The organism is Streptomyces sp. JW3, assembly GCF_052216785.1.
GTDB lineage: Bacteria > Actinomycetota > Actinomycetes > Streptomycetales > Streptomycetaceae > Streptomyces.
The window spans coordinates 1-22,338 of the sequence record NZ_JBQOUX010000070.1 but is presented as its reverse complement, the minus strand read 5'-3'; the positions used below and the strand labels follow the sequence as shown (position 1 = coordinate 22,338).

At 73.1% G+C, this 22,338-nt stretch carries 22 protein-coding genes and 1 pseudogene; 14 read left to right on the top strand and 9 right to left on the bottom strand.

Features of this window, described 5'->3' with window-relative positions; all coding sequences use genetic code 11:
* Positions 1–124 precede the first annotated feature (124 nt).
* Complete coding sequence (locus ACTT8P_RS25420) at positions 125–955, top strand: M55 family metallopeptidase (RefSeq protein ID WP_442834061.1); 831 nt, start codon at positions 125–127, stop codon at positions 953–955.
* A gap of 5 nt (positions 956–960) precedes the next feature.
* Here the strand turns inward: ACTT8P_RS25420 and ACTT8P_RS25415 are convergent, their stop codons facing one another.
* Positions 961–1,509, bottom strand: coding sequence for a DinB family protein (locus tag ACTT8P_RS25415; RefSeq protein ID WP_442834060.1), 549 nt, complete (start codon positions 1,507–1,509; stop codon positions 961–963).
* A 92-nt stretch (positions 1,510–1,601) separates the two neighbouring features.
* Entirely contained in the window at positions 1,602–2,603 is a 1,002-nt protein-coding gene (locus ACTT8P_RS25410; RefSeq protein ID WP_442834059.1) for a helix-turn-helix transcriptional regulator, read from the bottom strand.
* 140 nt (positions 2,604–2,743) lie between these two features.
* Here ACTT8P_RS25410 and ACTT8P_RS25405 point away from each other — a divergent pair, with 140 nt between their 5' ends.
* From ACTT8P_RS25405 to ACTT8P_RS25390, 4 genes and pseudogenes are all read left to right on the top strand, one after another.
* Positions 2,744–3,166: a VOC family protein gene (locus ACTT8P_RS25405; protein ID WP_442834058.1), complete on the top strand. Its 423-nt coding sequence runs from the start codon at positions 2,744–2,746 to the stop codon at positions 3,164–3,166.
* Between the two features lie 90 nt (positions 3,167–3,256).
* Positions 3,257–3,544, top strand: a pseudogene (locus tag ACTT8P_RS25400) (aldo/keto reductase); the annotation flags it as partial.
* Between the two features lie 116 nt (positions 3,545–3,660).
* Positions 3,661–4,761, top strand: coding sequence for a winged helix DNA-binding domain-containing protein (locus ACTT8P_RS25395; protein WP_442834057.1), 1,101 nt, complete (start codon positions 3,661–3,663; stop codon positions 4,759–4,761).
* A 148-nt stretch (positions 4,762–4,909) separates the two neighbouring features.
* Entirely contained in the window at positions 4,910–6,604 is a 1,695-nt protein-coding gene (locus ACTT8P_RS25390; RefSeq protein WP_442834056.1) for an RICIN domain-containing protein, read from the top strand.
* 53 nt (positions 6,605–6,657) lie between these two features.
* Here ACTT8P_RS25390 and ACTT8P_RS25385 read toward each other — a convergent pair whose 3' ends face one another.
* From ACTT8P_RS25385 to ACTT8P_RS25370, 4 genes are all read right to left on the bottom strand, one after another.
* On the bottom strand, positions 6,658–8,475 hold the full coding sequence (locus tag ACTT8P_RS25385) for a glycoside hydrolase family 2 protein (RefSeq protein WP_442834055.1): 1,818 nt from the start codon (positions 8,473–8,475) through the stop codon (positions 6,658–6,660).
* 88 nt (positions 8,476–8,563) lie between these two features.
* The gene (locus ACTT8P_RS25380) at positions 8,564–9,457 is read right to left on the bottom strand and encodes a carbohydrate ABC transporter permease (protein WP_442834054.1); all 894 of its coding nucleotides are present in this window, start codon (positions 9,455–9,457) and stop codon (positions 8,564–8,566) included.
* A 2-nt stretch (positions 9,458–9,459) separates the two neighbouring features.
* Entirely contained in the window at positions 9,460–10,410 is a 951-nt protein-coding gene (locus ACTT8P_RS25375; protein WP_442834053.1) for a carbohydrate ABC transporter permease, read from the bottom strand.
* 22 nt (positions 10,411–10,432) lie between these two features.
* Positions 10,433–11,800: an extracellular solute-binding protein gene (locus tag ACTT8P_RS25370; protein ID WP_442834052.1), complete on the bottom strand. Its 1,368-nt coding sequence runs from the start codon at positions 11,798–11,800 to the stop codon at positions 10,433–10,435.
* A 268-nt stretch (positions 11,801–12,068) separates the two neighbouring features.
* On the opposite strand from ACTT8P_RS25370, the gene ACTT8P_RS25365 reads away from it, so the two are divergent.
* The 4 genes from ACTT8P_RS25365 (at position 12,069) to ACTT8P_RS25350 (ending at position 16,057) form a co-directional block, all read left to right on the top strand.
* The gene (locus tag ACTT8P_RS25365) at positions 12,069–13,166 is read left to right on the top strand and encodes a LacI family DNA-binding transcriptional regulator (protein ID WP_442834051.1); all 1,098 of its coding nucleotides are present in this window, start codon (positions 12,069–12,071) and stop codon (positions 13,164–13,166) included.
* Positions 13,167–13,229: 63 nt separating this feature from the next.
* Positions 13,230–13,754, top strand: a complete 525-nt coding sequence (locus tag ACTT8P_RS25360; protein WP_442834050.1) for a hypothetical protein — start codon at positions 13,230–13,232, stop codon at positions 13,752–13,754.
* Between the two features lie 87 nt (positions 13,755–13,841).
* Complete coding sequence (gene htpG / locus ACTT8P_RS25355) at positions 13,842–15,740, top strand: molecular chaperone HtpG (RefSeq protein ID WP_442834049.1); 1,899 nt, start codon at positions 13,842–13,844, stop codon at positions 15,738–15,740.
* 68 nt (positions 15,741–15,808) lie between these two features.
* On the top strand, positions 15,809–16,057 hold the full coding sequence (locus ACTT8P_RS25350) for a hypothetical protein (RefSeq protein WP_442834048.1): 249 nt from the start codon (positions 15,809–15,811) through the stop codon (positions 16,055–16,057).
* Positions 16,058–16,088: 31 nt separating this feature from the next.
* Here the strand turns inward: ACTT8P_RS25350 and ACTT8P_RS25345 are convergent, their stop codons facing one another.
* Positions 16,089–16,352 carry an HU family DNA-binding protein gene (locus ACTT8P_RS25345; RefSeq protein ID WP_442834047.1) on the bottom strand — a complete coding sequence of 88 codons (264 nt, stop codon included), beginning with the start codon at positions 16,350–16,352 and terminating at the stop codon, positions 16,089–16,091.
* Positions 16,353–16,461: 109 nt separating this feature from the next.
* Positions 16,462–16,923 (bottom strand): MarR family winged helix-turn-helix transcriptional regulator, encoded by a 462-nt coding sequence (locus ACTT8P_RS25340; protein WP_442834046.1) that lies wholly within the window; start codon positions 16,921–16,923, stop codon positions 16,462–16,464.
* Positions 16,924–16,999: 76 nt separating this feature from the next.
* Here ACTT8P_RS25340 and ACTT8P_RS25335 point away from each other — a divergent pair, with 76 nt between their 5' ends.
* Positions 17,000–17,371, top strand: a complete 372-nt coding sequence (locus ACTT8P_RS25335; protein WP_442834045.1) for a VOC family protein — start codon at positions 17,000–17,002, stop codon at positions 17,369–17,371.
* Positions 17,372–17,495: 124 nt separating this feature from the next.
* Positions 17,496–18,398: an alpha/beta fold hydrolase gene (locus ACTT8P_RS25330; RefSeq protein ID WP_442834044.1), complete on the top strand. Its 903-nt coding sequence runs from the start codon at positions 17,496–17,498 to the stop codon at positions 18,396–18,398.
* A gap of 149 nt (positions 18,399–18,547) precedes the next feature.
* On the opposite strand, the gene ACTT8P_RS25325 is transcribed toward ACTT8P_RS25330, so the two are convergent.
* Positions 18,548–19,282, bottom strand: a complete 735-nt coding sequence (locus ACTT8P_RS25325; RefSeq protein ID WP_442834043.1) for a hypothetical protein — start codon at positions 19,280–19,282, stop codon at positions 18,548–18,550.
* A 168-nt stretch (positions 19,283–19,450) separates the two neighbouring features.
* Here ACTT8P_RS25325 and ACTT8P_RS25320 point away from each other — a divergent pair, with 168 nt between their 5' ends.
* The 3 genes from ACTT8P_RS25320 to ACTT8P_RS25310 all read left to right on the top strand — a co-directional run.
* A complete protein-coding gene (locus ACTT8P_RS25320) occupies positions 19,451–20,233 on the top strand; it encodes an IclR family transcriptional regulator (protein WP_442834042.1) in 783 nt (260 codons plus the stop codon).
* A gap of 61 nt (positions 20,234–20,294) precedes the next feature.
* Positions 20,295–22,013 (top strand): hypothetical protein, encoded by a 1,719-nt coding sequence (locus ACTT8P_RS25315; protein ID WP_442834041.1) that lies wholly within the window; start codon positions 20,295–20,297, stop codon positions 22,011–22,013.
* On the top strand, positions 22,010–22,338 hold a 329-nt coding region (locus ACTT8P_RS25310; RefSeq protein WP_442834040.1), incomplete at its 3' end, for a hypothetical protein. The genes ACTT8P_RS25315 and ACTT8P_RS25310, both read left to right, overlap by 4 nt.

Sequence of the window (22,338 nt, the reverse complement as noted above, 5' to 3'; positions counted from 1 at the left end):
ACGGAACCACTTCCCGACCACCTTCCGGAAGCCTCCCCATAACCGCCACCGGGGCAAATCCCACTGCCCTTTCGCGCAGCCCCCATCGGGAACCGCGGTCGGCCGATCCGCGTCCGTACGCGGCATGAAGATCTTCATCAGCGCGGACATGGAGGGCATCACGGGGCTGGTCGACGCCGACGATGTCCAGCCCACCGGTCGGGACTACGAACGGGGACGACTGCTGATGGCGGAGGACGTCAACGCCGCTGTCCGGGGCGCCCTTCGGGCAGGCGCCACCGACGTCCTCGTCAACGACGCGCACGGTCCGATGCGCAACCTCCTTCCGGAGGCGCTGCACCCGGCCGTCCGGCTGGTCCGGGGTAAGCCCAAGACCATGGGGATGCTCGAAGGGCTCACCGCCGAGCACGACGCCATGGTCTGCGTCGGCTATCACTCGAAGGCCGGCGCGCCCGGTGTGCTGAGCCACAGCTTCATGGGCCATGAGATCGAGGACATGTGGCTCGACGGCCGGCCCGTGGGGGAGATCGGGCTGGCGCACGCCACCGCGGCGGCGGTCGGCGTCCCGCTGGCGGTGCTCACCGGGGACGACCGCGCCTGCGCGGAGACCACGGAGTGGGACGCCTCCGTGTCGACCGTGGCCGTCAAGTACGCCCGAGGCCGGTTCGCGGCCGAACTGCGTCCGCCGCGGGAGGCGCGCGCGGCCATCGAGGAGGCAGTCGCGGCCGGCCTCTGCGCGCCGCGGGTGACCACGCCGCCGGTACCGGACCCGGCCACCCTCACCGTCCGCTGGCAGTCGACCGCCGTGGCCGCCACCCTCCTGGGCATCCCCGGGGTGACCTCCGTGGACGACCGGACGGTCCGGGCACGGGGCGCGCTGCCCGGTCTGTACCGGCTCTTCGGCGTGTGGATGCGGGTCGCGGCGGCGCTCGGCAACCAGCCCCCGTACTGCTGACCACGTCACATCCCGACCGCCCCGTCCAGGCGTTCGCGCAGCAGGTCGGCGTGGCCGTTGTGCCGGGCGTACTCGGCGATCATGTCCACCAGGATCCGTCGCAGCGACACCGGCTCGCCGGTGCTGCGGCGGGTTCCCGTCGCGTCCAGCGTGGCCGCCGCGGCGACGATCGCTCGGGCTCTCTCACATTCCGCGTGCCAGACGGCGAAGGCCGCCTCGGGGTCGCCGTCCAGCCGCTCGAAGTCCTGGTCGGGGTCGTCGTCGGAGTAGTTCAGGATGGGGACGTCCTCACCGGCGAACTGCTGGCGGAACCACCAGCGTTCGACACCGGCCAGGTGCCGCACCAGACCGTGCAGCGACATGGTGGACGGGGGCACCGCCCGGGTGGACAGCTGCTCGGCGGACAGACCGGAGCACTTCTGCTCGAACGTCGCCCGGTGCCAGTCCAGGAACGCGCCGAGCGTCTCGCGCTCGGTGCCGACGGAGGGCAGCGCGGGGCGGGTGTCGGTGGCCCAACGGGGCGAGTGGTGCTGGGGGACTGCCGGGTCGCTCATGGTCCGCCTTCCGGTCCAAAGCCCCGGCGGTCCGCCGAGGTCCGACCGAGTCTGGCAGGCACCACTGACATCGCCGCGAGGCGACGGCCGGGCTACCGGTCGGCCACGGCCGTCGCGTCCGCCTCCCCGGTGGCCGCGGCGGCGCAGCGCCGGGCCAGCACGGCGAACGCGGCCCGGAGTTCGGCGGGCCGGACGTCGTGCGGCGAGGTGTCGAACCGGCCCAGCGCCGAGGCCAGCCCGATCCACGACCAGGAGCCGAGCACCACCCGGCAGCGGCCGGGGCCGAGTTCCTCCACCAGTCCGTCCCGCACGTAGGGAGCGACGGAGGCGGCCGGCACGTCCAGCACCGCCTCGCCCCGGCAGGGCCAGTCGGCCGGACCGTCAAAGCCGCGGAACCGTCCGGCGACGAAGGCGGCCACATCGCCGCCCGGCACCTCGCGCGGGGTGAAGCGGGGGCCGGTGGGAGTGCGCGGCGAGACCCGGTCCGCGCGGAAGGTGCGCCAGTCGTCGCGGTCGAGATCCCAGCCGAGCAGGTACCACCGGCCCCGCCAGGTGACCAGGTGGTGCGGCTGCACCCGGCGGCCTGCCGGGGCGCCGGCCGGCGGGCCCGCGGGGGCGTAGTCGAAGCGCAGCTCCGCACGGGCGTGGACGGCGGCGCCGATCTCCATCAGCACCCGGCTGTCCGCCTGGACCGGGCCGGCGCCGGGCGGTGCCACCTCGGTCACCTGGAGCAGGGCGATCCGGTGCCGCAGCCGGGCCGGCAGCACCTGCCGCAGCGTGACCAGGGCGCGGGCCGCGGCCGCACCGATACCGGCCCCGGTCGCGGTGGCCGTCTGGAGGGCCACCGCGAGGGCCACCGCCTGCTCGTCGTCGAACAGCAGCGGCGGCACCTGCGAACCGGCCTCGAGCCGGTAGCCGCCGTCGGGCCCCTTGACCGCCGTGACGGGGTAGCCGAGTTCGCGCAGCCGGTCCACGTCCCGGCGGACCGTGCGCGCGCTCACGTCGAGCCGGCCGGCCAGTTCCGCCCCCGGCCAGTCCCGGCGGGTCTGAAGCAGCGAGAGCAGCGCGAGCAGTCGGGCGGAGGTCTTCGGCATGGTTCCCATCCTGCCCCGGGTAGCGGACACTCCCTGTCCGCTACCCCTGCGAGGGTGAGGTCACCGACGCCGGCCGGGGTCCCAGCAGGACCGTGGCCGACCGGGTGTTCCCCTCAAGCAACCGCAGGCTAGGAGCCTCCATGTCCATCAAGACCACCACCCACCTGAACTTCCGGGGCGAGGCCCGTGCCGCGCTCGACTTCTACCACTCCGTCTTCGGCGGGCAGGTGGTCGCCGTGACCTACGAGGACACCGGCGCCGTGCCGAACCAGGACGAGGCCGACTGGGTGATGTGGGGCCAGGTGACCGCCGACAACGGCTTCCACGTCATGGCGTACGACGTGCCCTCCGCGCTGCCCTACCACCCGGGTGAGAACCCGGTCTTCGTCTCGGTGCGCGGCGACGACGCCGAGGAGATCACCGGCCTGTGGGAGAAGCTGTCCGCCGGCGCGAGCGTCGTGCAGCCGCTGGCGCCCTCCTCCTGGGCACCGCTCTACGGCATGCTCAAGGACGGCTTCGGCGTCGTCTGGGTGCTGGACGTCGCCGCCCCGTACCACGGCTGACCTCCCCCTTTCCACCGGCGGGGTGCGGACCGAAACGACGGCCGCACCCCGCCCCGCCCCCCCCCACCGCGAACCGGAAGGAACACCGCTGTGCGCATGCGTGAGCTGGGCCGGACCGGCATCCAGGTCAGCGCCTACTGTCTGGCCACCATGATGTTCGGCAGGCTGGGCAACCCCGACCACGAGGACTGCGCCCGGACAGTGCACCGGGGGCTGGACGCCGGGATCAACTTCATCGACACCGCCGACGTCCACGGCTGCAGCGAGAACGAGGACATCGTCGGCAAGGCGCTCAGGGGCCGGCGCGACGACGTGGTGCTGGCCACCAAGGTCAACGGTCGGACGGGGGAGGGCCCCAACCGCGGCGGCGGCTCCCGAGATCGTCCCGCCCGGCACCGACCCGGGCCCGATCGACGTGTCCCGGGTCCCGCCCGCCGTCACCCGCCCCGACCCGCGCCGCCGCCCGGCCGGGGAACGGGCCGCGGCCTGACACCATGACGACCGTCCTCGACACCCGCGCCCTCGGACGAGCCACCCTCGCGAGGCAGTTCCTCCTCGACCGCACCACCGCCCCGGCCCTCGACGTCATCACCCACCTGTGCGGCATGCAGGCCCAGGAACCGCAGGAACCCTTCACCGGCCTGTGGTCCCGGGCCCGGGATTTCCGGCCGGCCGAGCTGGACGCCCTGCTGACCGGCCGGCAGGCCGTACGCACTCACCTGATGCGCCGCACCGTCCACCTCATGGCCGCCGCCGACGCGCTGGCCTGGCGGGCCCGGCACGACACCATGCTGCGACAACGGGTCGTGACCACCTATCGCGCCGAACTCGCCGGCCTCGACCTGGAAGAGGTCGCGGCGGCCGGGCGGGCGGTCATGGCCGACGGCCGGCCCCGCACCATGGCCGAACTCGTCGACGCCCTCGACGTCCGCCGCCCCGCCGCGCCCCGCCGGGTGCTCGGCGAACTGCTCGTCGCCGCCCTCGTCCCCATGGTCCAACTGCCCCCGCGCGGACTGTGGCGGACCAGGGCGGGCGTCCGCAACCTGCCGCTCGCCACCTGGCTGGGACAGCACCCCGCCCCGCTGCCCGCCGACGGCTCCGACCCCGTGGGCCGCACCCTGGTCCGCCGCTACCTCGCCGCGTACGGACCCGCCTCCTCCGCTGACCTGCGCTCGTGGTGCGGGCTGACCGGGCTGCCCGCCGCCGTCAAGGCCGTACGGGACGAACTCGTCACCTTCCGCGACGAACGCGGACGCGAACTGCTCGACCTCCCCGACGCGCCCCGCCCCGACCCCGGCACCCCCGCGCCCGTCAGATTCCTGCCCGCCTTCGACAACGCGATCCTCGGCTACCACGACCGCACCCGGATCATCGACGACGCGCACCGCGGCCTGTCGGTCGCCGGCGGGCGGGCGGTCCTGGTCGACGGCCGGGTCGGCGCCACCTGGACCGCGGAACCCGGCACCCTGGTCGTCACCCCGCTCAGATCCCTCACCCCCGCCGAGCGCGCCGACGTCGTCGAAGAGGGCCGGGCACTGGCCGCCTTCCTGACCGACGACGCGCACCACCGGGTCCGCCTGGCGGACGCCAGGTGAGCACTTCGGCCCGCCCGCACGAGCAGGCGGACCCGCTCGTGCACGGCTGTTTACATCGATGTACATCCGGCTCTAGCCTGGCGCGGATTCCGCTTCCCCAGCGCCCTCCCACGCTCTGCGGAAGCTCGCAGGAAAGGAGAACACCCCTATGCTCCGCCTGTTCCGCGCCCTCAGAAACGGCCGCCCGCACGCCGTACTGCTCGCCCTCACCGCCCTGCTGAGCCTGGCCCTCGCCGCACCGGCCGACGCGGCTCCCGCCGCCGCTGCCTCCGCCGCCTCCTCCTCCGCCGCGACGGACGCCGTCTCCGCCGCGGCCACCGGCACCCCGCTGCGCGACGGCACGGGCCTGTACCCGCGCGCCGTCCGGCTCGCCCACAACGGCGCCGCCAACGGACGCGTCCTCGCCAGTGTCGTCACCTTCGACGGCGACAACGGCATCGGCGCCATCCACGAGAGCACCGACAACGGCGCGACCTTCCGCGAGGTCGGCCGGGTCGCCGACGCCGAGTCCGCCTCCGGCCAGGGGCTCTGCTGCACCACCCTGTTCGAACTGCCCCAGCAGGTCGGATCGCTGCCGGCCGGCACCCTGCTCTGGGCCTCCTCGGCCGGCCAGGACGAGACCGACCGCCGGATGGCCCTGCGGATCTGGCGCAGCGACGACGTCGGCCGCACCTGGTCCTACCTGTCCTCCTGCGCGGTGGCCACCGGCACCGGCGGCCTGTGGGAACCGGAGTTCTCCATCGCCTCGGACGGCGCCCTGGTCTGCCACTACTCCGACGAGACGGACGCCGCGCACAGCCAGAAGCTCGTCGCCGTACGCAGCTACGACGGCGTCACCTGGCAGGGCCGGCACGACACCGTCGCCAGCTCGCTGGCGACCGACCGGCCCGGCATGCCGGTGGTGCGCAAGCTGCCGAACGGCACCTACTTCATGAGCTACGAGATCTGCACCCCCGGCGGCCAGTACCAGTGCGTGGTGCACTACCGCACCTCCGCCGACGGCTGGAACTGGGGCACCGTCACCGACCTCGGCATCCGCCCCGAGACGGTCGACGGCAAGTACTTCCGCGCCACCCCGACCATCGCCTGGGCCCCGGACCCCAGCGGCGGCGCCAACGGCCGGCTGCTGCTGATCGGCCAGCGCCTGCTCAACAAGGACGGCAGCGTCGCCGCCGAGAGCGGCCGCACCATCCTCGCCAACACCGAGAACGGCAGCGGCCCCTGGTACGAGATCGAGGCGCCGGTCAACGTCCCCGACCCGCAGATCAACTACTGCCAGAACTACAGCTCCCCGCTGCTGCCCTCGGCCGACGGCCGCACCGTCCTCCAGATCGCCACCGACTTCGACGGCACGGTGTGCAAGCCGTACTACGCCACCGGCTCCGTCACCGGCACCGGGGACGCCGCCGGAGTGACCGACGGGGCGGTGTACCGGCTGGTCAACGCGAACAGCGCGCAGTGCCTGGACGTGGCCGCCGACTCCCGCACGGCCGGCGGCAACGTCCAGCAGTGGACCTGCAACGGCCTCGGCCCGCAGAACTGGACCGTCACGGCCCGCACCGCCGGGTACTACACGCTCACCGGCCGCAACAGCGGCTACTGCCTGGACGTGGAGAACGGCTCCGCCACCGCGGGCGCCAACGTCCGCCAGTGGTACTGCAACGCGGCCGCCGCCCAGGACTGGAAGCTGGAGAACGTCGGCCGGGGCTACTACCGGCTGGCCGTCCGCTCCAGCGGGCAGTGCCTGGACGTGGCCCAGGGCTCGCGCACCGCGGGCGCCAACGTCCAGCAGTGGACGTGCAACGGGCTCCAGCCGCAGGTCTGGCGGCTGGAGCGGGTGTGAGGTGAGGGGGCGGGCGGCGGCCGCGGCCCCCGCCCACCCCCGCCTGGCTCTCGTTACCCCTGTTCCTCGATGGCGGCCGGCCGCAGCTGCGCGGCCCGCACCCGGGCCACGTCGAGCTTGGCGGAGCGGTCGAAGCGGTAGACGCCGTTCTGCTCCTGGAAGACGTCCGTCAACTGGGTGTAGCAGTAGCCGAACATGTTCGGGTCGGTCAGCAGCACCTCGGTGAGGCCGCTGAACCGGGCGTGGAACTCGTCCTCGTCCCGGACCCGCTCGCCGTAACCCCAGGACTGGGTACGGTCCTCGCCGGACAGTTCGGCCGCCGCCTCGGGGTCCCACCAGATGCCGCCGAACTCGCTGACGAAGTACGGCTGACCCGCGTAGGGCACCGAGTAGGCGGCGCCGTTCTCATAGGCGTTGACGTACGGCTCGTCCTGCGCCAGCCCGGACAGCTGCTGCCGGAAGGCGGCCGGGTCCTGCTCGTAGCTGTGCGAGTCGTAGATGTCGGTCTCGGTCACCCGGTGCGCGTAACCGGACGCGTCGATCACCGGCCGGGTGGCGTCCATCGCCTTGGTGGCCAGGAACATCGCCCGCGTCACGTCGTCGAGCTGGGTGATGCGGTCGTGCAGCTTCTGGTACGTCTCGTTCAGCGGGCACCAGCCGATGATCGAGGGGTGCGAGTAGTCGCGCTCCAGCGCCTCCAGCCACTGGGCGACGTAGGAGGCGTCGGGTTTCTGGTTGTCGCCCGAGGAACCGCCGACTTCGCAGCCCCAGTCGCCGAACTCGCCCCAGACCAGGTAGCCGAGCCGGTCGGCGTGGTAGAGGAAGCGCTCCTCGAAGACCTTCTGGTGCAGCCGGGCCCCGTTGAAACCGGCCGCCAGGGCCAGCTCGATGTCCCGGACCAGTGCCTGGTCGGTCGGCGCGGTCATCAGGCCGTCCGGATACCAGCCCTGGTCGAGGACGAGGCGCTGGAAGACCGGGCGGCCGTTGAGCAGGACGGCCTTGCCGCGCAGCCCGACGGCGCGCAGACCGGCGTAGCTCTCCGCGCTGTCGACGACCTCCCCGTCGGCGTCGAGGAGTTCGAGCCGCAGCCCGTACAGGTGCGGGTCGGCCGGGCCCCACGCGCGGCGCCGGTCCGCCGGCACCGGCAGGTGCAGCCGCGGCGCGAGATCCAGGTCGGCGCGGGCCTCGGCGCGGCTCACCTCGCCGTCGCCGTCGCTCAGCACGGCCCGCACCCGGTGGCCGGGCCGGTTGCCGGACAGCGGCAGCTCCAGATGGAAGGCGCTGCCCGCGAGGTCGGGGGTGATCCGGGGGCGGCGCAGATGCGTCTCGGGGACCGGCTCCAGCCACACGGTCTGCCAGATGCCGGTCACCCGGGTGTAGTTGCAGTCGTGGTTGGCGTACTGCACGGCCTGCTTGCCGCGGGCCTGTGGCCCGGACCTGGGGTCGCGGGCCCGGACGGTGATCACGACCTCCTCGCCCGCGCCGGCGAGGTCGCCGAGGTCGGCGGTGAACGGCGTGAAGCCGCCGCGGTGCCGGGCGACCTCGGTGCCGTTCGCCCACACCGTGGTGTCGTGGTCCACCGCGCCGAAGTGCAGCAGCACCCGGCGTCCGGCCCAGTCCGCCGGCAGGGTCAGCGCCCGCCGGTACCAGACGGCGTGCAGGAAGTCGGTGTCACCGATGCCCGACAGCTCGGACTCGGGCGGGAAGGGCACCAGGATCTCGTCCCGCAGCTCCCGCCCGAGCAGACCGCGTTCCAGGCCGCTGTCCCCCCGGTCGGTCTCGAACTGCCAGGCGCCGTTCAGATTGAGCCAGTCGCGGCGCGTGAACTGCGGTCGCGGGTACTCCGGGCGCGGTACGGAGGGGGTGGGCACACATGCTCCAGTGAATCGAGGGGGCAGAGGAGAAAGCAGAGGAGAAAGCAGGGGGAAAGCAGGGGGAAAGCAGGGGGAGAAAGGGGAGTCAGGAACCGCCGAGGCCGGTGGTGGCCACGGAGTTGACGATGCGGCGCTGGAAGAACAGGAACACCACGATCAGCGGCAGCGCGGCCAGCAGCGCGGAGGCCATGCCCGGCACGTACTGGACGCCGTGCGAGTCGCGCACGGTGGCCAGCCCGACCGGGAGGGTCATCAGGTCCGAGTCGTTGGTCACGATGAACGGCCACATGAAGTTGTTCCAGGCGCCGATGAAGACGAAGATCGCCACGGCGGCCACGATCGGCCGGGACAGCGGCAGCACCACGGACCAGAAGACCCGGAACTCGGAAGCGCCGTCGATCCGGGCCGCCTCCTCCAGCTCCCGGGGGATGCCGTCGAAGAACCGCTTGAGGATGAACACCATCATGGGCGCCACCACCTGCGGCAGGATGACCGCCGCGTAGGTGTCCACCAAGTTGAACAGCAGCATCTGCTGGAACAGCGGCACGATCAGCAGCTGCGGCGGGATCATGATGGCGGCCACCGTCACGGCGAGCAGCGCCCGGCGCCCGCGGAACCGGCCGCGGGAGAAGCCGTAGGCGGCGAGCGTGGAGAGGGCCACCGTGATGACGGTGACCAGGCCGGCGATCAGGAAGCTGTTGAACGCCCACACCGGCACGTTCCCGCGCTCCAGGATCTGCCGGTACGCGTCCAGCGTGAAGGCGCCCTTGAACGGGGACAGGCCGGGCTGGGAGACGTCCTGTTCGCTCTGCACGGAGGTGGCGATCGCCCAGACGAACGGCAGCAGCCAGATGGCCGCCAGGACGACCAGCGCGGTCGAGGCCAGGACGCGGGGCAGCCGGCCGTGGCCGAGCAGCAGCGGCGCACCGGCCGCCTCCCGGGGGCGCCGCGGACGAAGGGGCGTTGCGGTAGCGGACACGGTCAGTCCTCCTGGCGGAAGAGGCGGAGCTGCACGAGCGAGACGACGACGACCATCGCGAAGAAGAGGTACGAGACCGCCGAGGCGTAACCGAGCCGGTAGCCGGTGAAGCCGACGTCGTACACGTACTCCAGGACGGGCCGGGTCGACCCGTTGGGCCCGCCCTTGGTCATGATGTAGATCTGGTCGAACACCTTCAGCGAGGCCAGCACCTGGAGCATGGCCACCAGTGCGGTGGTGCGCCGCAGTTGCGGCAGGGTGATGGACCACAGCCGGCGCCACGCCCCGGCGCCGTCCAGCGCCGCCGCCTCGTCGAAGGTCGTCGGCAGGGACTGGAGGGCGGACAGGTAGAGCAGGAAGTTGAAGCCGACCGTCCACCACACGGTGAGGGCGGCGATCGCCCACATCGCGACCGACTCGTCGGACAGCCAGCCGACCGGTTCCAGGCCGAGGGTGTCCAGCAGTTGGTTGGCGAAGCCCAGATCCGGCTGGTACAGCCAGCTCCAGATCAGCGTCACCACGGTCACCGGCAGTAGGTAGGGGGCGAAGAACGCCAGCCGCCACACCCACTGGCCGGCGATCCCGCTGTGCACCAGCAGGGCCATCGCCAGCGCGATCAGCACCAGCGGCACACTGGAGACGACGGTGAAGAAGACGGTGTTGCCGAGGCTGCTCCACATGTCCGGGTCGCCGAACGCCTCGGCGTAGTTGTCGAAGCCGACGAAGGACGTGTCGCGCAGCGCCAGCGAGGAGTCGGTGAAACTCATCCACAGGCCCTGGACCAGCGGCCAGACCAGGAAGAGCGCGAACAGCAGCAGGAACGGCAGGACGAAGAGCAGGCCGGAGCCGGCCGGGCCGAGGCCGCGCCGGCGGCCGGTGCGGCGCGGGCCCGCCGGGTCATGGGGGTCCAGGCCGGTGCGTGGGTCGGTGCCAGGGGGTGCGGTGGTGGTCACGGAGATCACTCCTTCTGCTCGGTCAGGCCACCGGGTCGGGCTGCTTCAGCAGCGCGTCCGCCGCGCTGACCATCTGCCGCACCGCCTTCTCGGCGGTGAGCTCACCCAGCAGCGCCGACTGGAGCGGCTGGCACATCCGGATCTGGAAGTTGGAGGCGGCCCCGGTGAACCAGTTCGGCGGATCGAGCACCGCGACCTTCCCGGCGTCCGCGTAGGAGGACTGCGGCTTCAGGGCGGCGTACTCCGGCTCGGCCAGCACGGGCTGGTACGCGGGGATGTGACCGGCGCTCGCCCAGGTCAGGCTCTGCTTGATGATCGCCGCGACGTACCGGTGCGCCTCGCGCCGCCGGGCCGGGTCCGGGTCGTCCTGGTGCGGCAGGACGAAGCTGTGGCTGTCGGTGTAGACGGCCGGCTGGTCGAACACCTGCGGGAAGGGCGCGGCGCCGAGCGGGAATCCGGCCTGCTTCAGCGTCGGCAGCTCCCACTCGCCGAGCATGGCCAGGCCGCCGCGCCGGCCGGTGAACATGGTCAGACCGGCGTAGTAGTCCAGGTCGTTGGGGTTCGTCTGCCCGTCGAACAACTGCTGGAGGAACGACACGACCCGGACCGCGGCGTCGACGTCGATCTTCGGCGGGCCGCCGTCCGGGAGCGTGAAGGCGGCGCCGGTCTGGGCGTACAGGGCGGCGAACAGCCGCCAGTTCTGCGCGGTGTCGTTGACGTGCCCGAACACGATGCCGGCCTGGCCGGTCGCCGCGGCCAGCGCCTTGCCCGCGTCCAGCATCGCCTCGGGGGAACCCATCGGGGCGAGTTCGCCCGAGGAGTCCAGCAGTCCGGCCTTGTCCGCGGCCTCCTTGTCGTAGAAGACGATGAAGGGGTGCACGTCCAGCGGTACCGCGTACACGGTGCCGGCGTGCTTGGTCCGGGCCCACACCGCCGGTGTGAAGTCCCGCTCGGTGACCCCGAACTCGGCCAGCACGTCCAGGTCGAAGGGGTCGAGCAGACCGCCGGGGGCGTATCCGGCCAGCCGGGACAGGTGCAGCACCGCCACGTCACAGGCCCGGCCGCCGGCGGCCGACATGGCCAGCTTGGTGTAGTAGGACGGCCCCCAGTCCAGGATCGTCCGGTCCACGTCGAAGCCCCGGGACGCCTCGGACACGGCCTTGATCATGTCGTCCATCAGCAGGCCGTCACCGCCCTGGAACAGGTCCCAGACGCTCAGCGCCAAGGCGCCGGAGGCCGCGGCGGGGGAGGCGCAGCCGGACAGCGAGCCCGCCGCGAGCAGCGTGCCCGCCCCGGCCAGGCCGGCGCCCAGCAGACGGCGACGGGTCAGGCCGTGGGCCGGGGCCAAGGACGCCGGAGGCGGTGCGGGGACAGGGGATCGCGCAGTCATCATTGACCTTTCGACGGCCGGACACGCGTACCGGCCGGCGGGGACCACGGGACGCGTGGCTCCCGCCGGGACCGGCAGGCGGGGCGCGCACCGGCTGACGCGGTGCGGTGGCTAGTTTTTACATCGATGTACATTGGCTGTAAAGAGTCTGCGGCGGATGGTATCCAGGGAGCCGTTCCGGAGCGCAGAAGCGGACGGGCGACCGCCCGCCGGTCGCCGGCCTGCCGCGATCTACACTCGGGGCTCACGAGGGGACGGGAGGTTCGCGGTGGTACGGCCCAGGATCAAGGACGTGGCCCGGCACGCGGGGGTGTCCGAGAAGACGGTGTCCAACGTGATCAACGACTACGTCCATGTCTCGGACCGGACCCGGCGGGTGGTCCAGGAGGCCATCGACCACCTCGGCTACAAGGTGAACCTGGCCGGCCGCCATCTGCGCAAGGGCCGCACCGGCATCATCGCCCTGGTCGTCCCCGAACTCGACGTGCCCTACTTCGCCGAACTGGCCCGGCACGTCATCCGCGAGGCCGAGCGGCGCTCGCTGACCGTGCTGATCCACCAGAGCGGCGCGGACCGCGACCACGAACTGGCGGCGCTGGCCGGATTCGGCTCCACCTTCGTGGACGGGGTCATCCTCAGCCCGCTCGCGCTGACCGCCGACGATCTGCGGGACCGCGCGGGCGCGCCGCCGACCGTGCTGCTCGGCGAACTGCTGGAGGAGGGCGCGGACCACGTCGCCATCGACAACGTGGCGGCCGCCCGGCAGGCGACCGAGCACCTCATCGGCCTCGGCCGCCGGGCGATCTGGGCGGTCGGCGGCCGGGACGACGCGGGCCTGGGCACCGCCGAGGCCCGCACCCGCGGCTACCGCGCCGCCCTCACCGCGGCGGGCCTCCCGTTCGACCCGGCCGCGCTGCTGCCCGTGCCGTCCTTCCGGATGCCGGACGGCGCCGCGGCGGTGGCCCGGGCGCTGGACGCGGGCGCCCGCCCCGACGCGCTGCTCTGCCTCAACGACCAGTTGGCGCTGGGCGCGTTGCGCACCCTGTACGAGTACGGGCTGCGGGTGCCCGAGGACGTGGCCGTGATCGGCTTCGACGACGTGGAGGGCGGACGGTTCAGCACGCCGACACTGAGCACCGTCTCCCCGGACAAGGCGGCGGTCGCCAGGATCGCCGTCGAACTGCTGCGGGACCGGATGGACGAGGCCGCGGACCCGGCCCCGCAGGACGCCCCGGCGGCCGGCGTCCGCTCGCCCCGGGACCTGGTCGTGGCCCACCGGCTGGTGCTGCGCGAGAGCACCGAGGGAGCGGTACGGGGCCCGCGGCGCGATCAACGCGACACGGCGGACGGAAAGTTGGGTAAATGAGATCAACATCTGATTGGATTGGGCAGGTGATCTTGCGTTCCTGCCCGTGAAAGGCGCCCGCTGATGTCTTCCGTCCACGCCCAGGCCCCGACCGTCACGCAGCCCGCCCCGCGCGCGGCGACGGACCATACCGGTGCGCCGGTGCGCGGCGGCCGGGCGGCGGGCCGCTTCCCGGTCAGGCACCAGGGCACCCTGCGGGTCGCCACCCCCAGCTACCGGCCCGACGCCCCCTACCCCGCCGTGCCGTTCGAGGCGGACAGCGCCGGGGTGCTCCGCGTCATCGCCGACCCGCGCACCCCGGTCTTCGTCACCGTGCACACCGGCGGCCGCCGCCGCTACGGCTACTGGCAGCCGTACGACTCCCGCACCAAGCGGGGCGGCTGCTACGTCGCCCTGCCGACCGCGGTCTGCGAGGAGCTGTACGCCGGCGCCCGGATCGCGCTGGACGGACCACTGGTGGACCCCGGCAAGACGACGTACCGGGTCCGCCCGGCCGGCGCCCCGGCACGGCCCACCCGGCTGCCGGCCGCGCCGGCGCGCACCCCGGCCGCCCCGGTACGCGCGGTGCCGCGGCCGATGGCCGCCTGAGGACAATCGTGCGTACGGCATGACCGGCTGTTTTACAGTGTCTCCGTCAGTCTTCGACAGCAGTGACCTGTGAGGTGCACAGCAACCATGCCGGCCGCAACGTTTGAGTTCCAGGTAGAAGCCCGTCAGCTGTTGCAGCTGATGATCCACTCGGTCTACTCGAACAAAGACGTCTTCCTGCGCGAGATCGTCTCCAACGCCTCCGACGCGCTGGACAAACTCCGCCTGGAGGCGCTGCGCGACGATGCACTCGGCGCCGACGTGTCCGACCTGCACATCGAGATCGAGACCGACAAGGCGGCCCGCACCCTCACGGTGCGGGACAACGGCATCGGGATGTCGTACGACGAGGTCGGCGAGCTGATCGGCACGATCGCCAACTCGGGCACCGCCAAGTTCCTCCAGGAGCTGCGCGAGGCGAAGGAGGAGACCAGCGCGGACGGGCTGATCGGCCGGTTCGGGGTGGGCTTCTACTCCGGGTTCATGGTGGCCGACGAGATGACCCTGGTGACCCGGCGGGCCGGCGAGGACAAGGGCACCCGCTGGTCCTCGCGCGGCGAGGGCACGTACACCCTGGACACGGTCGACGACGCGCCGCAGGGCACCTCGGTCACCCTGCACCTCAAGCCGGCCGACTCCGAGGACGCGCTGCACGACTACACCTCCGCCTGGAAGATCCGCGAGATCGTCAAGCGCTACTCGGACTTCATCACCTGGCCGGTGCGGATGGTGCCGGAGGCCGGCGAGGACGGCTCGGTGCCCGAGCCGGAGACGCTGAACTCGATGAAGGCGCTGTGGGCCCGCTCGCGGGACGAGGTGTCCGAGGACGAGTACCACGAGCTCTACAAGCACATCAGCCACGACTGGCGCGAACCGCTGAAGACCATCCGGCTCCAGGCCGAGGGCACCTTCGAGTACCAGGCGCTGCTGTTCCTCCCCTCCCACGCCCCGCACGACCTGTTCACCCAGAACTACCGGCGCGGAGTGCAGCTCTACGTCAAGCGCGTCTTCATCATGGACGACTGCGAGGCGCTGCTGCCGCCCTACCTGCGCTTTGTCAAGGGTGTGGTGGACGCGGCGGACCTGTCGCTCAACGTCTCCCGCGAGATCCTCCAGCAGGACCGGCACATCCAGCTGATGCAGCGCCGGCTGACCAAGAAGGTCCTCTCCTCGGTGAAGGAGCTGATGACCGGCTCGCCGGACGAGTACGCCAGGTTCTGGCGGGAGTTCGGGCCGGTGCTGAAGGAGGGGCTGGTCACCGACTCCGACAACCGGGACGCCATCCTCGCCGTCGCCTCCTTCGCCAGCACCGCCTCCGCCGAGGAGCCGGTCACGCTCAAGTCGTACGTGGAGCGGATGAAGGACGGCCAGGACGCGGTCTACTACCTGACCGGCGAGTCCCGGCAGAGCATCGAGAACTCCCCGCACATGGAGGCGTTCCGGGACCGCGGCATCGAGGTGCTGCTGCTCACCGACCCGGTCGACGAGGTGTGGGCCGACGCGGTCGGGGAGTACGAGGGCAAGCCGCTGAAGTCCGTCGCCAAGGGCGACATCGACCTGGGCGCGGACACGGACGGCAAGTCCGAGCAGGAGCGCGAGCAGCAGAGCGCCGACTACGCGGACCTGCTCGGCTGGCTGAAGGAGCAGCTCGGCGACGAGGTCAAGGACGTTCGCCTGTCGTCCCGGCTCACCGTCTCCCCGGCCTGCGTGGTCTCCGACGCGAACGAGATGACCCCGGCGCTGGAGCAGATGTACCGGGCGATGGGCCAGGAGGTGCCCGAGACCAAGCGCATCCTGGAGCTCAACCCGGACCACGTGCTCGTCAAGGGCCTGAACGAGGCGTACACCGAGCGTACGGACCGTACGGCGCTGGTGGAGACCGCCGAACTGCTGCACGGCCTCGCGGTGCTCGCCGAGGGCGGCCAGCCCAAGGAGCCCGCCCGCTTCGTCAAACTGATGACGGACCGGCTGGAGCGCACGTTGTAGAACGCGCGGCAGGGGGTACCGGGTGGGCGACGGGTGACGGGACGGCCAAAAGGGTGACGATGGGTTCGGTGACGCAGCTGCGACAGCTCAGGGCCGTGTACACGGGCGGGGTGGCCGCCTGGTCCTTCTGCCTGCTCCTCGGCATGGTCACCGGCGACGGGTCGGCGCGCCAGACGGTCCTGCTGCTGGCCCTGCTCGCCGCCTTCCTGGTGCTGCTGCTGTGGTCCACCTGGTGCCTGTGGGAGGCCGGGACCGGGACGCGCCGGCCGGCCGACCGGGCACGGGGGGCCGGCGGCGGATACGCCGACCGGCCGTAGCGTACGGCCGGATCGGCCGGCCCACGCCGGGTCAGCGCACCCGGTCCCGCAGATACTCGGTGAGGGCGGTGCCCGGCCGGAAGGCCGCGGTGCCGTCCTCGCTGTGGAAGCCGCCGAAGCTGCCCAGGGACACCGTCTCGCCGCCGCGCAGGGCTCGGGCGATGGCGCCGGGCCGTTCCACGGTGCCGAAGACGGCGTCGAACACCCGGCCGACCTCCTCCGGCGCCAGCGGCCGTTCGCCGCCGTGTCCGGCGGTGCCCGCACAGGCCGCTTCGACCAGACGCGCCTTGTCCATGAGCCGTTCCCGTCCGTTCCGGTGGCGGTGGGGGACCACGGCGGGAGCACCGCGGCCGACACTCCCCCAGCATCCGGGTGGTCCGCCCCGGGCGCACCTCGGACCCGGCTCAGGCGTCGAGCGCCGCCGCCATGGTGTCGAGGTCGGCGAGGAGGGCCGGGAGGCGCTCCGCGGGGACGGCTTCGATCATGCGGGTCTCGATGGCGTAGACGGCGCCGCGGGCGGCGTGCAGGCGCTGTCGCCCGGCCGGGGTGAGGTGGACGGGCAGGGCCCGGCCGTGTTCGGCGTGGGCGGCCCGGACGATGAGACCGGCGTCCTCCAGGCCGCGCAGCACGACGTTGGCCGACTGCCGGGTGACGAAGGTGCCGCGGGCCAGCGCGGCGTTGGACAGGCCCGGCTGCTCGTCGAGGAGTTCCAGGCAGGAGTACTGCGGCACGGTGAGGTCGTGCTCGCGCAGCGCCCGGTCCATGGCGCCGCGCAGGGCGGCGGCGGCGCGCTTGAGGCGGTAGCCCACGTGTTCGGTCACGTCCTGGGCCGGATGGGGCGGGGGGACGGGTACGCGCTCTTCCATGTCAGCATTTTGACATAGGGCGGCGGGCTGCCTAAAGTCACTGATGTCAAAGTCCTGACATCAACAAGGGGAAATCATGTCCGTCTCCGTCGAAGGTCCCGACTTCATCGCCCTCCAGGTGCGCGACGTGCCCGCCGCGGCCGCGTTCTTCGAGGAGCGCCTCGGGCTGCGCCGGGCCCCCGCCTCCCCGCCCGGCGCGGTCGTGTTCACCACCAGCCCGGTCCCGTTCGCCGTCCGCGAGCCGCTGCCGGGCGTCGACCTCACCGGCGACGCCCGCCCCGGCCTGGGCGTCGCGCTGTGGCTGCGCACCCCGGACGCGGGCGCGCTGCGCGAGCGGCTGGTGGCGGCGGACACGGCGGACGTCGGCCCGCTCCAGGACAGCCCGTTCGGCCCGATGTTCACCTTCACCGGCCCCGAGGGCTACCGGCTCACCGTGCACGGCGGCTGACCGCGAGCCGCTCCCCGCCGGACGTACCGCGCAGGTGTTCGCACCGCTGTTCCCGCGCAGTGACCGGGACGGGCCCGGCTCGTTGACCGCCGGTAAAGCGTGACGACCAGGTGCGGGAGTAGTTGTGGAGTTCATCCATCAGAGCGTCTTCGAAGGGTTCCGTTTCGGCTGCCGGGTCGTGGAACAGCCGGCCGCCCGGACGGAACCGGTCGTGGTGCTGGGCGGCGCGTACCAGACCATGCATTCCAACCGCCGCTCCGAGCGGCCGTGGGCGCGGGCCGCGACCCTGGTGAACGTGGAACTGCCCGGACTGGGCACGGCGGACGACCTGCCCGCCGAGTACGGCTTCGACTTCATGGGCGACGCGCTGGGCCACCTGCTGGACGAACTCGCCCTGGAACGCGTCAACATCATCGCCGTGTCCTACGGCACCGCCATCGCCTACCGCTACGCGCACCGCAACGCCGACCGGGTGGCCCGGCTGGCGCTGGTCGGCGCCACCCCGTCGCTGCCGGGGGACGCGCGGGCCACGGTGGAGGCGATGAGCCGGCTGCTGCGCACCGGCGACATGGCCGAGTTCGCGCGGCGCGCGGTCGACCTGCTGGTGTGCCGGCGCCCGGAGTGCCTGGACGCGCATCCGCACAGCGCGGCCGAGGTGCTGCGCCGGGTCCTGGAGGCCGCCGACCCGCACGACGTGGAGCGCTACGCCGCCGCCAACGACCGCCTGCTGCGCCACCCCTTCGACCACCCGGAGGGCATCCGCGGGGTGCGGGCGCTGTGCGTGAGCGGGGAGCACGACCGGCTGTGTCCGCCGCAGCGGGCCCGCGCGGTCGCCGAGAGCATCCCCGGCGCGGTGTTCACCACCATGAAGGGCAGCGGACACGTGGTCCACCTGGAGCGGCCCAAGGACTTCAGCGATGTCCTGGCCCGCTTCCTGACCGACGCCGAACTCGCCGGCCACCCCAGCCTGACCACACTGGAGCACGTCCCGGTGCCGGACGCGGGGAAGACGCCCCTGCGGGTGTGACCGGCGTGCCGTTCTGGTCGCGGTGCCCTGGTCCTGGCCGGGGGCTCGGGGCGGGGCGGCACCGGGAGGACCGGGCGGGAGGGTGTGTGCCGGGCAGCGGCTGTCCCTCGACGGCATGGCATCGGCGTCACCGCGGCCCCGGGCCCGGTTCACCGGCCCGGGGCCACCGGGGACCTCAGCGGCCGCAGCGCCGCGCAGCAGCCGAGGAACGCGGCGCAGCACGACCACAGGCCGACGGAGGTGAGGGGGATGAGACTCGCCGTGCCGTCGGTGAAGACGCAGTCCACGGCCACCGGCAGCAGACCCCGGTCGGTCGCCACGACCTCACCGGACGGCGCCGAGTGCAGGTGCGCCACCTGCCACCGGAAGCACTCGTTGCCGGGATCGACGGCGGACATCCGCATCAGCGGCGCCACCTGGGTGAGCCACAGGACGGCGGCCACCGCGGGCGTCAGCACCAGCCCGGCCCTGGCCCAGCGCGGCGCCCGGGACGGCAGGGCGGTCACCCGGGCCACCGTCCCGGCCACCAGGAGCGCCGCGCCCCACCACATCACCCATGTGCCGGCGGCCGTGGGATGGCTCGGCCCGTACCCCAGCGAGTCCGACCAGTAGCAGGACAGATCGGGCGGGAACACGTCGGCACGGGCGTGCCGGAGCGGAAAGTCGTCGTCCAGGGTGCGCTGCCCGCAGATCTCCGCCGGCCGGGTCAGCGCGAGGCCGTAGGCCAGGGCGTGGGCGTACCCCAGGACGACCAGACCCGCCCCCGCCACCCACCAGCGGCGGTGCCGCGCGGGACGGCGCAGGCGCCGCCACCGTACGTGCCCCACCACCCCGGCGGTCAGCCAGCCCAGCAGCACCAGCCAGAGAAACAGCCACGCGAACACGCTCCGCCCCCTTCGCCGCACCCGGACGTCCTACTCGATCACGGACCGCCGTGAACGGTACGAGCCGGTCAGCTGTCCCCGCACGAGACCAGAAATTAACAACAGGTCTCTTGTGGCGCCCGGAACGGACACCTACAGTTCCGGCGTCTCTCAGAGAAGGACAGTGTCATGCATATAGTGACAAGCGGTGGTGAGGACTCCTCCTCGCCCCGCTCGACCCGCCCGCTGAGCACCGTGCTGAAGGCACTGGCGCTCCTGGACTTCCTCGCCGGTCTCGACGAACCGGTCCGGGTCTCCTCGCTGGCCCGCGCGGTCGGTGCCTCGCGCGGCGAGGTGCACCGGCACCTGGTGACGCTGGAGGCCGGTGGCTGGATGGAACAACTCCCGGACGGCTCCTACCGGTTGACGCTGCGCCCGGCACACCTCGGGCACACCGCGCTGCGCCAGGCCGGCGTCGGCGAACGCACCGCCCCGCTGCTCGCCGAGGCCGCCCGGGCCTGCGGCGAGGTGGTGAGCGTCGCCGTCCTGGACGCCGACACCGCCCGCGTGGTGCAGCGCGCCGAGCCCGGCCGGGCGCTGCACGCCACCCTGCTCCTGGGCGACCGCCTCGAACTGCGCAGCAGCGCCACCGGCCGGCTGCTGTGCGCGCTGGCCGACGAGGAGACCGTCGCCGGGCTGACCCGGGACGGCGTACCGCTGCCGCCGGCCGACGACCTCGCGCTCATCCGGTCCACCGGCTGGGCGACCTCGACCGACGACGCCGAGGACGGGGTCGCCGCCCTCGCGGTGCCGCTGTGCCGGGAGGACGGCCGGGCCGTCGCCGCGCTCAGCGTGCACGGGCCGCGCGACCGCATCACCTCCGCCGGCGCGCTGGCCGTCCTGCGGCCGCTGACCCACCGCATCGAGCCGTTGCTCCGGCTGGACGGCACCGCCTTCGGCCTGCGTGCCTGAGCGGCCCCGCCGCCCCTTCCCCCGTACCACTGGAAAGCCCCAGAAAGGCCCCCACCGACCCATGACGACACCCGCGCCCCCGCTCGCCCCGCCCACCGAGACCCGCACCCGTCCCCCGGTCCGGCTGCTGCGTCCGGAGCGCCTCGCGCTGCTGCCGCCCACCCGGCTCAGCGCGAGCCGCGCCCTGGTGCACCGGATGACCGGTCAGCGCTGGCGCGTCGAGTGCCTGGAGTTCGACGTCGACGCCGGCTCCCGCGGCCGGGTCCGCTACCGCGTGCACACCCCGTCCGGCCCGTTCGACTTCGTGGCGTTCTCCTTCGCGCCCAAACTGGCGGGCCGTACCAGCCGGATCGTCGGCACCGACTGGGACATGACCGGCGCCCTGTTCGACGGGGTGGCCGACGAGGCCGACCTGGCGCACACCCGGCGGGAGCTGCCCAAGCTGTACGCCGGCCGGGCCACCGCGCACACCCTGGTGTGGTGCCGCTCCAACCGCAGCCTGCGGCTGTTCGAGCACGTCGTTCAGGCCCTCGCGGCCGGCCGGCAGCCCGACGCGCGCCGCCTGTGGGACGTCGGCTACCTGATGCGCAACACCGGCCTGGACGGCAACGGCACCTTCGGCACCCGCTCCTTCGCCGCGCTGCCCGGCCACCATCCGCTCGCCGCCCCCCTGCACGCCCAGATGCTCGCCGCCTACCTGATGCGGGAGTTCGCCGCCGACCTCGCCGAACACCTCGCCCGCCACCGCGACCGGGGCGCCGTGCGCCTCGACCCGGAACTGCGCCGCGGCCTGGGCCTCGGCAACGCCTCCGCACTCGGCCTGGTGTTCTTCACCAACAACCACCCCCGGCTGGTCGACCGCTGGCTCGCCCTGCGCGAACAGGCCCTCACCCAGGCGCTGTACGCCCGGCGGGGCACCGCCCACCTGGCCGCGATACGGGACCGGACCGAGCGGACCGTCCGCTTCCACGAGCAGGACCCCACCGGCTACGGCGTCTTCGGCTCACCCTCCGGCCTCGCCGTCTCCCTGCGGCGCGCGGTGGAGATGCTGGACACCCTGCCCGACCCGGCGGCGCCCGACGCGCTGCCCCGGCTGTGGACCGCGTGGCACGCCGAGCTGGACGAGGCGGCCGTCGAGGCGCTGGCCGGCGTACTGATCGACAGCGTGCCCGACCTGACCGACCCGCTGGTCGACCGGCAGCGGGTGGACGAGACGCTCACCGCACGCCCCGAGGCATCCGTGGCCGCCCTGCTGGAACACCTGGAGGACGCCTACGGCTGGGCGCTCGCCACCGACCTCACCGCGCCCGGCGCGCTGCGCCACGTCTGGTACAAGTCCCGCGCCGCAGAGGAGCCGCGCCGCGGCCCGAAGGAGGAGGTGACCGAGGGCCTGGACTGGCAGCTCAACGTCCCCCGGGCGGTGCAGGCGCTGGCCCGCGACCTGCGCGCGGCCGACCCGCGCGAGAGCGTCGGCGCCTTCCGGGTCCGCCACCCCGAGCACCGGGACACCGTCACCCGGGTGCAGGGGCTGGCCGGCACGGCGCTGCACAGCCCGCACATGAACATCGCCGACGACGCCTTCCTGCCCGTGCACATCGTGCGGTTCCTGAACTCGGCCGTGCACGGCCTGGACAAGACCGCCGACTCGGCCGGCCGCAACGTCCTCGGGCTGCTGTTCCACGGCGCCCCCACCCGGCACACCCTGCCCGACGCCACCGGCCCCGACTGGGAACTGCCCGCCCGCCCGGCCGCCGCCACCCCCTGCGAGGAGCGAGCATGACCGACCACCCCCTGTCCGTCTCCGTGCGCGAACTGCGGCTGCTGACCGGCCGGGTCCTGCTCACCACCGCCCTGCCCTTCGGCACGGTGGCCGCCACCCGGGACATCGTCGTCACCGCCGAGACCCACGGCCTGGACGGACTGGCCCGTCTCCTCGCCGACCTGCCCGCGCTGCGCGCCGGGCACCGCCGGCCCACGGTCGACGGCACCGTCCGCTTCCCCGCCGCCGCGGCGCAGCCGCCGCTGGCCACCGCCGCCGACCTGCTCGACCTGGCGGTGGCCGGGGCGCTGACCGACGGGGCGGCCCGGCTGGCGGCGCCCGGCAC

What these genes read in the sequence shown, in the direction of transcription:
- ACTT8P_RS25410 (WP_442834059.1), bottom strand. Translation starts at nt 2,603, where the DNA reads ATGCCGAAGACCTCCGCCCGACTGCTCGCGCTGCTCTCGCTGCTTCAG.
- ACTT8P_RS25335 (WP_442834045.1), top strand. Translation starts at nt 17,000, where the DNA reads ATGTCCGTCTCCGTCGAAGGTCCCGACTTCATCGCCCTCCAGGTGCGC.
- ACTT8P_RS25370 (WP_442834052.1), bottom strand. Translation starts at nt 11,800, where the DNA reads ATGACTGCGCGATCCCCTGTCCCCGCACCGCCTCCGGCGTCCTTGGCC.
- ACTT8P_RS25390 (WP_442834056.1), top strand. Translation starts at nt 4,910, where the DNA reads ATGCTCCGCCTGTTCCGCGCCCTCAGAAACGGCCGCCCGCACGCCGTA.
- ACTT8P_RS25420 (WP_442834061.1), top strand. Translation starts at nt 125, where the DNA reads ATGAAGATCTTCATCAGCGCGGACATGGAGGGCATCACGGGGCTGGTC.
- ACTT8P_RS25405 (WP_442834058.1), top strand. Translation starts at nt 2,744, where the DNA reads ATGTCCATCAAGACCACCACCCACCTGAACTTCCGGGGCGAGGCCCGT.
- ACTT8P_RS25315 (WP_442834041.1), top strand. Translation starts at nt 20,295, where the DNA reads ATGACGACACCCGCGCCCCCGCTCGCCCCGCCCACCGAGACCCGCACC.
- ACTT8P_RS25320 (WP_442834042.1), top strand. Translation starts at nt 19,451, where the DNA reads ATGCATATAGTGACAAGCGGTGGTGAGGACTCCTCCTCGCCCCGCTCG.
- ACTT8P_RS25415 (WP_442834060.1), bottom strand. Translation starts at nt 1,509, where the DNA reads ATGAGCGACCCGGCAGTCCCCCAGCACCACTCGCCCCGTTGGGCCACC.
- ACTT8P_RS25340 (WP_442834046.1), bottom strand. Translation starts at nt 16,923, where the DNA reads ATGGAAGAGCGCGTACCCGTCCCCCCGCCCCATCCGGCCCAGGACGTG.
- ACTT8P_RS25395 (WP_442834057.1), top strand. Translation starts at nt 3,661, where the DNA reads ATGACGACCGTCCTCGACACCCGCGCCCTCGGACGAGCCACCCTCGCG.
- ACTT8P_RS25345 (WP_442834047.1), bottom strand. Translation starts at nt 16,352, where the DNA reads ATGGACAAGGCGCGTCTGGTCGAAGCGGCCTGTGCGGGCACCGCCGGA.
- htpG (WP_442834049.1), top strand. Translation starts at nt 13,842, where the DNA reads ATGCCGGCCGCAACGTTTGAGTTCCAGGTAGAAGCCCGTCAGCTGTTG.
- ACTT8P_RS25360 (WP_442834050.1), top strand. Translation starts at nt 13,230, where the DNA reads ATGTCTTCCGTCCACGCCCAGGCCCCGACCGTCACGCAGCCCGCCCCG.